We start from the raw sequence: 11,955 nt of genomic DNA on the forward strand, positions 1-11,955 counted from the left end.
GCCGACACGCGAGCACCTACGCTGGGGGCCGACGATCGATGAACCCGACGCGGAAACGGTGAACCGATGGACGTACGAGACACGAAACTGGCCATCATCGGGGCGGGTGCGGTGGGCACCGCGATCGCCTACTCGTCCCTCATCCGAGGTGTCGCACGGACCATCGCCCTCCTCGACATCAACGCTGCCAAGGTGACCGCCGAGGTGCTCGACATGTCCCACGGCCTCGAGTTCGTGCCGCGGGCGGACATCATCGGATCCGACGACGTGTCGGTGTGCGCGGACGCCGACGTCGTCGTGTTCACCGCCGGCGCGAAGCAGAAACCCGGGCAGTCGCGCCTCGAATTGGCCGAGGCGACAATCGGTCTGACACGCGCCATCCTCCCCGGGGTCTTGGCGGTGGCCCCGAACGCGATCTATGTGATGGTCACCAATCCCGTCGACATCGTCACCTACGCCGCCCAGGAGATCAGCGGGCTGTCACCGCACCAGGTCTTCGGGTCGGGCACGGTACTGGACTCGTCCCGGCTGCGATTCCTGATCGCGCAACACTGCGGGGTCGCGGTGCAGAGCGTGCACTCCTACATCGTCGGCGAACACGGCGACAGCGAGATCCCGCTGTGGAGTTCGGCGTCGATCGGGGGCGTGCCGCTCACCTCGTGGACGCCGCTGCCCGGCCGTCCGGCGATGGACGCCGTTGCGCGCGAACGTATTCACCACGAGGTCGTGCACGCCGCGTACACCATCATCGAGGGCAAGGGGGCGACGAACTACGCGATCGGTCTGGCCTCGACGCGCATCGTCGAGGCGATCCTGAACAACGAACACCGGGTGCTGCCGGTGTCGACGCGCGCCGACGGCATCGAGGGGCTCGACGGCGTGTGCCTCTCGTTGCCGACCGTCGTCGACCGCGGTGGTGCCCAGACCCGGCTCGATGTCCCGTTGTCGGACTCCGAGCGGGCGGGCCTGCTGGCATCGGCGGAAACGCTGCGCGGGATGCAGGCGCGGTTCGGGTTCTGACGTCACACGGGGACGGTCCCGCGCAAGAACTCTAGCTGATCGGCGACCACCCGCTCGAAGTCGTCGCCGATGTAGATGTCGAAATGTCCTGCCGGATAACGAATCACTCGCGCTGCCGGGGCGCGGCGGGCGTACCGGGCAGTAGGTCCGGCCGGCGCCACGGTGTCCTCGTCGCAGATGCACACGAGCGTGGGACAGGTGAGCTTTCGCAATGCCCGACCAGGCGTGTGCAGCGGGATGGCGAGACCGACCCGCGCGGCGACCTCGTTGATGAACTCCAGGTCGTCGGGCACCAGCGGCAGGTATCCCGTCACCGCGTCGGGTGCCGTCATCAGGGCGGCCGAGCCGGACGCACCGGCGAGGCCGACGGTGACCGGCGGACGGCCCAGTGCCGAACCTGCCAGATCCGCGAGCGCGCGCACGGTCACCTTCGTCCCGGACACCACTCCCAGGGCGGCGGTGGAAGCTATTCCACTGGTGAAGGGGCACTGGGAGATCACCGCGGCCACCCGGCCGTCGCGTTCGCCCGCGACGAGGACGTGTCCGCCGCCGAAGGAGGTGCCCCACAGCACTATCCGTGAGGTGTCGACACCGCTGAGTGTTCGGGCGAAGGCGATTGCCGCGGCCCAGTCGTCGAGTTGGCGGCGAATGGACAGCAGCTGTCGCGGTTCGCCGTCGCTGTCACCGAAGTGGCGGTAGTCGAACACCAGGCACGAGTATCCCGCGGCGGTGAAGCGCTCGGCGAACGCGTCCAGGCGCATCCGCCGGACCGCACCGAGCCCGTGTGCCATCACGATGACCGGCGCCGGAGTGGTTCCCTCGGGCCGGTACCACCAGGCCCGGCATGTCGTCCCGGACGAATCGAACTCGACGTCGTTCCTGATCATCGTTTCCCTGCTGTCGGTGTGTGGCCTGGGCGGACTGTACCAATACGCGTTGTCGAATGACAGGCTTGCCGGAGGCTGTGGAGAGCGAGATGGAACCCGACGTCGACGCTGCTAGCGTCTGCCGTCGTGAAGAGATTGATAGCGGGGGCGTTGATCGCCGGAACAGCAGTATTCGGATTGACTGTGGGCGCGGGTGATTCCGACGCCAAGATCAAGCCGGGCAACTACAAACAGCAGCAACTCATCTACGGATTCATTCCGATGCCGGAGTCGAATGCGCGGGTCATCGGCAACGGCATGTACACCGACTACTTCGGGATCGGGCCGTGGAATCTGCAGCGCCAGCAGATCCAGCAGACGCCACACGGCGGCGTCGTGGCCCACACTGCGGACCCGGTGGTCCAGTGGTTCGCGCGTACGGAGTTTCGGCGCACCAAGAACGGATATGTCGGCACGACGTACAGCTGGGGCGTCCCGCTCGGCAGTGCGCTGCTCAAGGAGCAACCCCGCCGCTGACCCCGCGCCTTCCGATCCCGGGTCCGGCCGACGGCGTGTCCGTCGGCCGGACCAATCTTCGCGTCGCATGCGCTGTTCGACGACCCAACCCAGTAGTGTCACCTCGTCACGTTGAGGTGTCGGGGGACACTACGAAGAAGGTCAAGCACGATGCGTTGCTCGCGAAAGATGGTTCTCGGATTCCTGGCCGCGGCGTCGATGACGGTCGCTCCGCTGATGGTGGCGGCACCCGCCGCGGCGGCAACCGACTACGCCAATTGCACCGAACTGCGCGGCGACTACCCGCACGGTGTCGGCAAGACCGGCGCCGTCGACTCGACGTCGGGTACGCCGGTCACGACGTTCACCGTCGACGACGAACTGTACGAGGCGAACTCCGAGAGCGACCGAGACGGGGACGGCATCGCCTGCGAGAAGCACTGAGCGTGCGTCACACTGGGTGACGTGTTCACCCAGGTCGAGGACGAGAACCGCCGGTTGCTCCGTGCGCGCGACGCCATCGACCGCTCCTACGCCGACGACCTCGACATCGCAACGCTCGCCCGCATCGCGCTGATGTCGCCGTCGCACTTCATCCGCCGGTTCCGGGCCGTGTTCGGGGAGACGCCGCACCGCTACCTGCAGCGTCGGCGCATCGAGCGGGCCTGTGCCCTCCTTCGGACCACCGACGTCCCGGTGCTCGACGTCGCGTTGCTGGTCGGCTACGACAGTCCTGGCACGTTCGGCCGGACGTTCAGCCGAATCGTCGGCTCCAGTCCCACGGCCTACCGGCAGCGTGTCGCTCCGATTCCCGTTCCCGGTTGCTTCGTGCGCCGGTGGACCAGGCCGAGCGATGCTGCCACCGGGGTCCCGCGAGCGGCCGAAGTGAGCGATTTCGGAGAAGCGCCGGCCGGGCCGCCGGTCGTATCGTCGGGCGCATGATCAACGGCATCGGTATCCATTCCGTCTACGTCCTCGATCAGGACGTCGCACTCGACTTCTACGTCGGCACACTCGGTTTCACGGTCGACACCGACGTCGACATGGGTTTCATGCGGTGGTTGACGATCGCGCCGCCCGGTCAACCCGACCGGCTCATCCTGCTCGAGAAGCCCGGGCCGCCCGCGCTTTCCGACGAGACCGCCGCGAAGATCCGCGACCTCGTGACGCAGGGGGCGATGCCGGTGACGATCCTGTCGACCGACGATTGTCGCGGCACCCACGCGGCGCTCGTCGCACGCGGCGTCGAGTTCACCCAGGACCCCGAAGACCAGCCCTACGGCACCGATTGTGCGTTCCGGGATCCGTTCGGCAATGCGTTGCGAATGACCCAACGCACCGCCGCCGACCGGCCGATCGGAGCCGACGACATCGGCCGCTGGGCGCCGGACGAGTGAGGTGGTCCGCCGAACATCCCGGCGGCCACGCAGGCGTTAGATTCGTGCCCATGGCGGTCCGACTCGACAAGTACCTGAGCAGCAACCACCCGGACATCGCGATCGCGGCGGCGTTGCTGTTCCTGGCCGGGCTCATCGACGCCATCGCGTTCGTCGTGCTCAAGGGCAGCTTCGTCGCGTTCATGTCCGGCAATTCGACGATCCTGGGAGCGTCGACGGCCGCGGGCGGGTGGTCGACGATCGCGGTCGTCGCCGGACTCGTCGCGGCCTTCTTCGGCGGGGCCGTGGGCGGCGCGGCACTCGGTCGCTGGGGCGGACAGCACTCGCCGGTCTGGGTTCTCGTGGCCGTGACGGTGACGCTTCTCGCCGGCACCGTTGTCGCGCTGACCGCGTCGCCGACGGCCGGGATGATCGTGGTGGCGACGGCGACCGGCGCGATCAACTCGGCACTGTCCCACACATCGGCGGTGCCGGGCGGCTTGACGTACGTGACCGGCACGCTGGTGAAGTCTGCGCACGAGCTGGTCGCCTCGCTGGGTACCGATCGACCGTGGGCGTGGCTGGCGGTGTTCTGGATGTGGCCGGTGTTCGTCCTGGGCGCGGTGTGCGGCGGTTTCGCAGAACGTCACTGGGGTGTCGCCGGGTTGTGGGCCGGGGTCGCGATCGCCGCCTGCACCCTCCTCCTGCGGGTTGCCGAGACCCGGTCTCGAGGCAATTCGCGGTCCGATGGAACCGATCGGGCCGCTGGATAGTCTGAGTTACATGCGCGACGACAAGCTGCTCACCCGGATCTCCGCCCTTCTCCGTCAAGCGGAGAACACCGACAACGAGCACGAGGCCGAGACCTTCATGCAGGCTGCCCAGCGGCTCGCGACGGCGTCGTCGATCGACCTGGCGGTGGCGCGTGCCCACGACCCCGCGGCGCGCAGGAAGGTCACCCCGATCAGTCGACAGATCGCGATCGGCGAACCCGGCAAACGCGGACTGCGGACCTATGTGCAGCTCTTCGTGGCCATCACCGCCGCCAACGACGTGACCGTCGACGTGGCGAGCAACTCGACCTTCGTGCTCGCCTACGGGTACGAAGCCGACATCGACGCCTGCGAGGCCCTCTACACGTCGCTGATCGTGCAGATGGTCGCGGCCAGCGACGCCTACCTGCGGTCGGGTGCCTACAAGGGCGAGACGTTCGCGCGGGTCGTCACCCGGGGGAACGGGTGGCGTGCCCGGCGGGTGATCGAGGAGAAGCCGTTGTCGCCGATCACGGCGCGGCTCAACTTCCAGTCGGCGTTCGCCGAACGCATCGGCAAGCGTCTCGCCGAAGCCCGCGACGCCGCGCGTGCGGAGGCCCTGGCCGCCGAACGTGACTCCGGGGACACCACGCGCTCGACGGCAGTCGCGTTGCGCAACAAGGAGATCGAGGTCACCGACTTCTACCGGACGAAGTCGAGTGCTCGCGGGACGTGGCGTCCGTCGAGCGCCTCGGCCGGCTACTCGGAGGCCGCACGCCGCGCCGGCGACCGCGCGGGACGTCGCGCGAAGATCGGCGCCGACCGCGAGTTCGGCGGTGCGCGTGGTGCTTTGGAGGGTTAGGGCTCCACGCGCGTGGGCGGGGCGTCCACCGGACTCCCGGGAGGCCGGTCGTACCAGGATGCAGACGGGTGCGGGACGAACGGTGTCGGTGTGCCGGCCCACCGCCGCACCCACCGGCCCAGACGACCCTCGTCCGTTGCCACGGCGTGCACGACGATGGCGGTGACGACGAGGATGAGTGCGAACACGAACAGCCAGCTGATCGCGACGAAGACGACACCGAGGGTGCCGTAACTGCGGATGGTGCCCGCCGCGAGGGTCGGCAGTGCGACGCGGCTGCCGGCGAGCAGGGCGGTGATGAGGATGCCGGTACCGAGGCCGTTGAGGACGAGCAGCCTCATCGGTACCTGCGACGAGACCAGGAGCCGCGGGATCGCGGTGAAGGTGACCGACCAGATCAACACGGTCACGGCGACGATGAGCCCGATTCCCAGGACGCCCCGATCGCCGATGTGCATGCCGAACAGCGAGGTGGCCTCCACTCCGGTGGACAGACCCTGCACGGTGACCGCGGCGGGGATGAGGAAGACGACGACGACCCATCGCCAGAAGCTGCTCCACGGCAGTTTGGCGACGTCCCAGATCGACACATACATTCGGCCGAGGGCACGGGACAGGGAGGTGGCGCCGGCGATGGTCATCAGCGCACCGACGATGCCGAAGGTCGTCGCCGAGGTCGGGTCGTCGATCGTGGGCGTGTCGAGACTGCTGACGGGGATACCGAGCTGGGTGAGTGCGTCGTCGACGACGCTGGCGCCCGGCAGGGTGAGCACCAGGATCACGACCGGGAGGATCGAGGTGAAGGCCTGCGCGGCCAGGGTCATCGACCGGTCGGTGAGATTGCCCCGAGCCATGTCGATGACGATGCGGAGCATCAGGGAGGCGCCGGGCAGCCGCATCACGCGCTCGCGTACGGCATCGAGGTCGGGACGGCGCATGAAGTCTCCCATCGGCTCCGGGGTGAGCTTCGGCCCGCTCGCTTCGCTCCCGGCGCCGAGGATCGTCGGCCCGCTCGCTTCGCTCCCGGCGCCGAGGATCGTCGGCCCGCTCGCTTCGCTCCCGGCGCCGGGTCTCTCATCATCGGCGATGCCGTGAGTGAACGGGACACCGGGCGCGCACGATTCTATGAGGCCGAGCACCTCGTGCATCGCCTGTTCGACAACGTATCGTCGTCACGGACGGTGCAACTCGCCGGCACCGAGGTCACCCTCCCCGCGGAGGCGCGCTTCGCCTCGATCGACGCCGTCGACGACTACGTGGGCCGCGTGCTCGCGCTGCCGGGTGTGCGATCGAGTTTCGAGCGCGCGTCGCACCCGGTGTCGGTCCGCGAACGGCGCGGCCAGCGGTCCGCGCACTACGCGGCGCGGGTTCGCAGATCCAACGGTGTGCCGGTCGCCGCCGAGATCGCCATCCCGTCCGCGGCCGACGGACGCTGGGCGCTGCGTGAACTGGTGGTGCTGCACGAGCTCGCCCATCACCTCGACGGCACGACCGGCCAGGCTCACGGGCGCGGATTCGTGCTGACGCTCATCGAACTCGTCGGGCTCGTACTGGGGCCGGAAGCCGCGTTCGTCTATCGCGTCGTGCTGTCGGATTCCGGGGTGGGGTGAACGACCTCAGCGCAGCCCGTCGCCGGCCAGCAGCGTCAGGTGGCTCGGGTGGTCGGGGTCGAGGACCAGGCGCTGGTGTCGGCGGCCGCGTGCCTTGATGAGGTCGGGCACGAGCGTCAGGTAGCGCGGGAGACTCGCGGCGTAGACGTCGACCCGGAGCCGATGGCCCGGCTGCAGGACCGCGTCGGTGGGGACGAGATCGACGTCGAGGCGGATCGGTTCGTCGACGGGCACCGGCAGCTTGCGCTTGCGGGACAGATAGTGGTGCGCCGAGAGCAGGCTGCCGTCGTCGGCGTACGTCGACTTCGATTGATCCAGTGCGCGATTCGACGCCGACAGTGCGCCGTTGGTCAGGACGACCGACGTACCGTCGGGCGCGACGTCGTTCACGGTCACCGCCCAGACGGCCTCGTGTGCCGTGGTGGCGACGTTGAGGCGCAGGTTCATGGCGCCGCTGATCGGAGTGGCCTCTCCGACCGGCTCCGTGGTGAACGACAACGCGCCCCGCTCCTGGTATCGCGCATCCCGGGCGAAGTCCGCGCCGAGGGCCAGCGTCGCCCCCGCGGTCACCTGGGTCATGTCCCGGGACCGGAGCCCCCGAGTGTCCGGACGTACGTGAAGGGACGAAACACCCTGTGCGGGAGTGGTGCTCAGCGAACCGTCGTGGACGCAATGGTCGGCGGTCGACGACGGTTCGGCAGTCAGGTAGAGCCGCGTCGGGGCCACCCCGGGACGCGGGAAGCTCTGGCCCGCGGTCCACGCACCGCCCTGCTGCAGCATGGTGACCGGCCCGTAGTACTCGATCCCGTTGCGGTGCCCCTTGAGCCAGCGGTCGAACCACGCGCGTTCGAGGACGTCCAGGCGCGGGGGAGCGAACTTGCCGCCGTATCCCGACCCCACGTCGAGGTGATAGCCGTCGCCGACGATCATCTGCTTGCGGCCCGGCTCCATCTGCAGGCGCTCGTACACCCCGGTTGCACTGCGGCCGAACAGATCATGCCAGGCGCCGACGGTGAAGGTGGGTGCTTCGATGCGGTCGACGATCGGGTCGCGGGCGTCGAAGTACGGGTCGTCGAAGATGCGTGGATCACGGGCGGTCAGGAACCCCCACAGCAGCGAGGGGATCTCGGTGGCCGGGGACTTCACCCGGTCGATCGCCCAGCGCACCGCGTCGCCGCGCACGAGGTCGCGGATCACGTTGGCGGGGTTGGGAACCCACTTGAGCATGTTGACCGCGGACAACCACACCGGGATGAAGGCCGACGGCATGCCGCCGGTGATGTAGATGTCGCGCACCAGGTCGTCGCAACCCTCTACGGCGAACACGGCTTTCAGCTGTGGCGGCCGCTTGTCCGCGGCCTGCAGCGAGTTGATCGCCGAGTACGACCAGCCGGCCATCCCGACGGTCCCGTCGCACCACTCCTGCTCGGTCACCCAATCGATGACCTCCACCGAGTCCTGCTGCTCGCGAGGACCGAGGATCTGCCATTTGCCCAGGCTCGCGCCGGTTCCGCGGACGTCGACGACGACCTGCACGTACCCGCTGCGTACCAGGTTGCGATTGATGCCGAAGACGTCGAAGACCCCGCCCGACAGGGTCTGTGTCAGCGTCGTGAGTCCCTCGAGGGCCGTGCCCGTCGCGTCCATCGACCGGGACGCGGTGTGCAGTGCCTTGCCGAGGACGGGGGCGTGGAGGGTCTGGTCGATGAAGTCGATGGCCGCGCGGTTGTACGGGTTGATGTTGATGACCGCGGGATAGGGGGTGAGGATCGTCTGCCCGAACCGGTTGGCGGGCCGGATGACCGTGGCGCGCAGGACCACGCCGTCGCTCATGGTGATGGAGACGTTCCGGTCGATGACGACGCGCGGGTAGAGCTGCTTGCCGTCGACCTGCTCGCGCCAGCGGATACCGTCGGCGCCGCCGGTGGGATCACCCAGCGGGAGCGTGCCGAAATGCGGCGCACCAGTGGTGCGGGTTCGTGTCGACGGAGCGACACGGGCGCGCGGCTGTGTGGGATCCAGCTGGTACGTCATGGTGCATCACCCTGCCTGGGATGAGGTGTCGCACCCGCGAGTTGTTGCACGGATCGAGACGGCCGGGTGGACACCGACACCCCGTCGTGTCGGTCGCTTGCTTCCCGGCCCGTCCGCTGGCTGCGGATTACAGTGTGGTCCAGGTCACTTCACGTAGTCGCTGAAGGATAACTCAGCGGCGGTATCGGATGGCTAACGAGGTGGCGTCTTTTGGTCATGCCCGCGTGTGTTCCTGGTCACATTCAGATAAACCCAGGTCGATGGCGGCCGCCGCCTCGAGCACCATCCACGCCGACAACTGCACCGACAGATCCCGCTCCGGGACCTCGGACGGATTGACGGCGCCCGCCACGAACTGGGCTTTCGTGCCGGCGTCGGTCGGGATCACCGCGGTTCGTCGCCAGTCGCTGGAGAAGATCACCCGTCCGGCGACCTCGGTGCGATGAGCCCATGCGGCGTCCGCGCTACGGGTCACGATCCGGGCTGCCCGCGTACGGAGTTCATCCGAACCGTCGACCTCGGGCAGGTCGGTGGCGATGAGTGCGAGGTAGCGGGCCAGCACACCGTGGAACAGGCCTCCGTCGCCACCGCCCCCGCCGTTGATCACCCCGTCGGTGCACGAGTGGCGTTCGACGGCGCCGAGGAGGCGGGCCAGTCGGTCGAGGTGCCGGCGATCTCCGGTCGCCCGCAACGCCTCGAGTTCGGCGCCCAGCACGACGCCCTGGCAGTAGGTATAGGTGCCGGTCTCGGGTTTCAGTGAACCGTCGGGCAGCTTCTTGAGACCGTCGATGACCAGATGGGTGTCGGGATCGACGAGGTTGGCGTCCATCCAGTCGCACATCGCCACGGCGCGTTCGACGTGACCCGTGCGTGCCAGCAGGATCGCGGCCGGGCCGTTGGCCGGTGCGTTGAAGAACTGATCGGCCTTGCGCCAGGGGATGCCGCCGCCGTCCGCGGGTACCCAGGCGTCGAGCATCTGCCCGGCGAGGACGCGGAGTCCGCTCGCATGGTCGAGGTGCAGGTGCCGGTCGGCGCGTTCGATGGCCAGTCCCAGCCATGCCATGTCGTCGTAATAGTTGTTGGTCCAGCGGCCGCCGTTGCGGACCCGGATGCCGCGCAGCAGCCGGTTGGCGTCGTCGGCGACGTCGGGGTCGAAGGAGCGGTCCGAGCCGACACGGTGGATAGCGGCGTCGACGAGCAGGTCGACGAGGTGTGCCTGCCACCAGTAATGCCAGGATCCGAACTGGGCCTGCACGCGCCCGATGGGCCAGGCGACAGCTCCGGCACGTGTCCCCGGCAGCCAGAAGGCCCGCTGCAGGTGACGGTCGTAGATGGCGTCCGCGGCGGCCTGTGCGCGGGCGTTGGGGTCCCGCAGGTCCGACGATTTGGATTGTTCGTCCACGTCCGCGTAGCCTAGTCGTCGATGTGATGCACACCCGTGCGTCGTATCGGTTCAACCAGAGACCGTTGGTCGTCGGGATTTCCCGGACGAAGGCGCGACGAGGTCGCCGGCCCACGCAGGATGAACGAGGAATGTCGCTCCACACGAACAGTGTGTGCGTTCACGCCCCGTGCCTGTGTGCCGGGGCGTTTGTCATCTTCGCCCTCGATCGCCTCCCGATGCCCGTCGCTCTTTCGTTGGACTCGACCAACTCATAGTGACGAGGAGAGGAGGCGAAGTATGGCCAAGTCCGAAAAGGTCGCCGCAGTTGCGGAGATCGCGGAGCAGTTCAAGAGCTCCACGGCGACGGTTGTCACGGAATACCGTGGCCTGTCCGTCACCCAGATCAGCACGTTGCGACGTTCCCTCGGTGAGGGTGCAACCTACTCCGTCGCCAAGAACACCCTGGTGAAGCGTGCCGCTGCTGAGGCGGGCGTGGAAGGGCTCGACGAGCTGTTCACCGGTCCGACCGCCATCGCCTTCATCGAAGGTGAGCCGGTCGTGGCCGCGAAGGCGATCAAGACGTTCGCCAAGGACAACAAGGCGCTGGTCATCAAGGGCGGGTACATGGACGGCCGCGCGCTGTCCATTGCCGAGATCGAGCAGATCGCCGACCTTGAGACCCGTGAGGTCTTGCTGGCCAAGCTCGCCGGTGCCATGAAGGGCAACTTGGCAAAGGCCGCCGGTCTGTTCAACCAGCCGGCTTCGCAGGTGGCGCGCCTGGCCGCGGCCCTGCAGGAGAAGAAGAACGAAGCCGGCGAGACCGAATAGGTCGTCCGCCGCACCACACCAATCCCCGAACCGTACGGGGATGAACACCAAAGCCCCGTACGGGGACTGACAGGAAGGACGCCAACCATGGCGAAGCTCACCGCTGACGAGCTCATCGATCAGTTCAAGGAACTGACCCTGCTGGAGCTCAGCGATTTCGTGAAGAAGTTCGAAGAGGTCTTCGAGGTCACCGCTGCGGCTCCGGTCGCCGTCGCCGCTGCCGGTGCCCCGGCTGCCGGTGGCGCCGAGGCCGCTGCCGAGCAGGACGAGTTCGACGTCATCCTCGAGGGTGCCGGCGACAAGAAGATCCAGGTCATCAAGGTCGTCCGCGAGGTCGTCTCGGGCCTGGGCCTGAAGGAAGCCAAGGACCTCGTCGAGAGCGCTCCGAAGGCCCTGCTGGAGAAGGTCGACAAGGAGGCCGCCGAGGCTGCCAAGGCCAAGCTCGAAGAGGCCGGCGCCAAGGTTTCGGTCAAGTAAGACCGACTCACGCGCAAGCGTTTCACGAGCCCGGGACGGCACTGCTGTCCCGGGCTCGTTGCTGTCTGCTGTCTGCGCCCCTCGCCCTCGGTCCGCGGCGAACTCGTCGGCCTGCTGCGGCTTCGGCCGGCGGTCTCCCCGGATTGAAGTCGCACGCGACATCGATCCGTCGGTGCGACCTCGATCGAAGTCGCGCGGACGGATTGACATCGCATGCGACCTCGATCCGG

General features: G+C 68.0%; 14 protein-coding genes. 10 read left to right on the plus strand and 4 right to left on the minus strand.

Features of this window, described 5'->3' with window-relative positions:
- Positions 1-66 precede the first annotated feature (66 nt).
- The gene (locus ACFVHY_RS02860; RefSeq protein WP_078113046.1) at positions 67-1,020 is read left to right on the plus strand and encodes an L-lactate dehydrogenase; all 954 of its coding nucleotides are present in this window, start codon (positions 67-69) and stop codon (positions 1,018-1,020) included.
- A 2-nt stretch (positions 1,021-1,022) separates the two neighbouring features.
- Here ACFVHY_RS02860 and ACFVHY_RS02865 read toward each other — a convergent pair whose 3' ends face one another.
- Entirely contained in the window at positions 1,023-1,907 is an 885-nt protein-coding gene (locus tag ACFVHY_RS02865) for an alpha/beta hydrolase (protein WP_390268100.1), read from the minus strand.
- Positions 1,908-2,033: 126 nt separating this feature from the next.
- Here ACFVHY_RS02865 and ACFVHY_RS02870 point away from each other — a divergent pair, with 126 nt between their 5' ends.
- The 6 genes from ACFVHY_RS02870 to ACFVHY_RS02895 all read left to right on the plus strand — a co-directional run bounded on the left by ACFVHY_RS02870 (position 2,034) and on the right by ACFVHY_RS02895 (position 5,392).
- The gene (locus tag ACFVHY_RS02870; RefSeq protein ID WP_390268103.1) at positions 2,034-2,423 is read left to right on the plus strand and encodes a hypothetical protein; all 390 of its coding nucleotides are present in this window, start codon (positions 2,034-2,036) and stop codon (positions 2,421-2,423) included.
- A 150-nt stretch (positions 2,424-2,573) separates the two neighbouring features.
- On the plus strand, positions 2,574-2,846 hold the full coding sequence (locus tag ACFVHY_RS02875; protein ID WP_065629257.1) for an excalibur calcium-binding domain-containing protein: 273 nt from the start codon (positions 2,574-2,576) through the stop codon (positions 2,844-2,846).
- Positions 2,847-2,867: 21 nt separating this feature from the next.
- Positions 2,868-3,344 carry an AraC family transcriptional regulator gene (locus ACFVHY_RS02880; RefSeq protein ID WP_280360618.1) on the plus strand — a complete coding sequence of 159 codons (477 nt, stop codon included), beginning with the start codon at positions 2,868-2,870 and terminating at the stop codon, positions 3,342-3,344.
- Complete coding sequence (locus tag ACFVHY_RS02885) at positions 3,341-3,799, plus strand: VOC family protein (protein ID WP_247451578.1); 459 nt, start codon at positions 3,341-3,343, stop codon at positions 3,797-3,799. Before ACFVHY_RS02880 ends, ACFVHY_RS02885 begins: the two co-directional genes overlap by 4 nt.
- Before the next feature lie 50 nt (positions 3,800-3,849).
- A complete protein-coding gene (locus ACFVHY_RS02890) occupies positions 3,850-4,551 on the plus strand; it encodes a YoaK family protein (protein WP_390268107.1) in 702 nt (233 codons plus the stop codon).
- A gap of 10 nt (positions 4,552-4,561) precedes the next feature.
- Positions 4,562-5,392 (plus strand): DUF2786 domain-containing protein, encoded by an 831-nt coding sequence (locus tag ACFVHY_RS02895; RefSeq protein WP_390268110.1) that lies wholly within the window; start codon positions 4,562-4,564, stop codon positions 5,390-5,392.
- Here ACFVHY_RS02895 and ACFVHY_RS02900 read toward each other — a convergent pair.
- A complete protein-coding gene (locus ACFVHY_RS02900) occupies positions 5,389-6,330 on the minus strand; it encodes a hypothetical protein (RefSeq protein WP_374612253.1) in 942 nt (313 codons plus the stop codon). The two genes, ACFVHY_RS02895 and ACFVHY_RS02900, sit on opposite strands and share 4 nt — an antisense overlap.
- A 153-nt stretch (positions 6,331-6,483) precedes the next feature.
- Here ACFVHY_RS02900 and ACFVHY_RS02905 point away from each other — a divergent pair, with 153 nt between their 5' ends.
- The gene (locus ACFVHY_RS02905) at positions 6,484-7,002 is read left to right on the plus strand and encodes a TIGR04338 family metallohydrolase (RefSeq protein ID WP_390268113.1); all 519 of its coding nucleotides are present in this window, start codon (positions 6,484-6,486) and stop codon (positions 7,000-7,002) included.
- Between the two features lie 6 nt (positions 7,003-7,008).
- On the opposite strand, the gene ACFVHY_RS02910 is transcribed toward ACFVHY_RS02905, so the two are convergent.
- Positions 7,009-9,036 (minus strand): CocE/NonD family hydrolase, encoded by a 2,028-nt coding sequence (locus ACFVHY_RS02910; RefSeq protein WP_390268115.1) that lies wholly within the window; start codon positions 9,034-9,036, stop codon positions 7,009-7,011.
- 214 nt (positions 9,037-9,250) lie between these two features.
- The gene (locus ACFVHY_RS02915) at positions 9,251-10,438 is read right to left on the minus strand and encodes a glycoside hydrolase family 76 protein (RefSeq protein ID WP_390268118.1); all 1,188 of its coding nucleotides are present in this window, start codon (positions 10,436-10,438) and stop codon (positions 9,251-9,253) included.
- 279 nt (positions 10,439-10,717) lie between these two features.
- On the opposite strand from ACFVHY_RS02915, the gene rplJ reads away from it, so the two are divergent.
- Together rplJ and rplL are read left to right on the plus strand one after the other, a co-directional pair.
- Positions 10,718-11,248 carry a 50S ribosomal protein L10 gene (gene rplJ, locus ACFVHY_RS02920; RefSeq protein ID WP_004019499.1) on the plus strand — a complete coding sequence of 177 codons (531 nt, stop codon included), beginning with the start codon at positions 10,718-10,720 and terminating at the stop codon, positions 11,246-11,248.
- Between the two features lie 87 nt (positions 11,249-11,335).
- Entirely contained in the window at positions 11,336-11,725 is a 390-nt protein-coding gene (gene rplL / locus ACFVHY_RS02925; protein WP_004019500.1) for a 50S ribosomal protein L7/L12, read from the plus strand.
- Positions 11,726-11,955 lie beyond the last annotated feature (230 nt).

The sequence above is a fragment of the Gordonia sp. NPDC127522 genome (assembly GCF_042672305.1).
GTDB classification, from domain to species: Bacteria; Actinomycetota; Actinomycetes; order Mycobacteriales; family Mycobacteriaceae; genus Gordonia; species Gordonia hongkongensis.

What these genes read in the sequence shown, in the direction of transcription:
- ACFVHY_RS02890 (WP_390268107.1), top strand. Translation starts at nt 3,850, where the DNA reads ATGGCGGTCCGACTCGACAAGTACCTGAGCAGCAACCACCCGGACATC.
- ACFVHY_RS02895 (WP_390268110.1), top strand. Translation starts at nt 4,562, where the DNA reads ATGCGCGACGACAAGCTGCTCACCCGGATCTCCGCCCTTCTCCGTCAA.
- rplL (WP_004019500.1), top strand. Translation starts at nt 11,336, where the DNA reads ATGGCGAAGCTCACCGCTGACGAGCTCATCGATCAGTTCAAGGAACTG.
- ACFVHY_RS02900 (WP_374612253.1), bottom strand. Translation starts at nt 6,330, where the DNA reads ATGCGCCGTCCCGACCTCGATGCCGTACGCGAGCGCGTGATGCGGCTG.
- rplJ (WP_004019499.1), top strand. Translation starts at nt 10,718, where the DNA reads ATGGCCAAGTCCGAAAAGGTCGCCGCAGTTGCGGAGATCGCGGAGCAG.
- ACFVHY_RS02860 (WP_078113046.1), top strand. Translation starts at nt 67, where the DNA reads ATGGACGTACGAGACACGAAACTGGCCATCATCGGGGCGGGTGCGGTG.
- ACFVHY_RS02910 (WP_390268115.1), bottom strand. Translation starts at nt 9,036, where the DNA reads ATGACGTACCAGCTGGATCCCACACAGCCGCGCGCCCGTGTCGCTCCG.
- ACFVHY_RS02865 (WP_390268100.1), bottom strand. Translation starts at nt 1,907, where the DNA reads ATGATCAGGAACGACGTCGAGTTCGATTCGTCCGGGACGACATGCCGG.
- ACFVHY_RS02875 (WP_065629257.1), top strand. Translation starts at nt 2,574, where the DNA reads ATGCGTTGCTCGCGAAAGATGGTTCTCGGATTCCTGGCCGCGGCGTCG.
- ACFVHY_RS02885 (WP_247451578.1), top strand. Translation starts at nt 3,341, where the DNA reads ATGATCAACGGCATCGGTATCCATTCCGTCTACGTCCTCGATCAGGAC.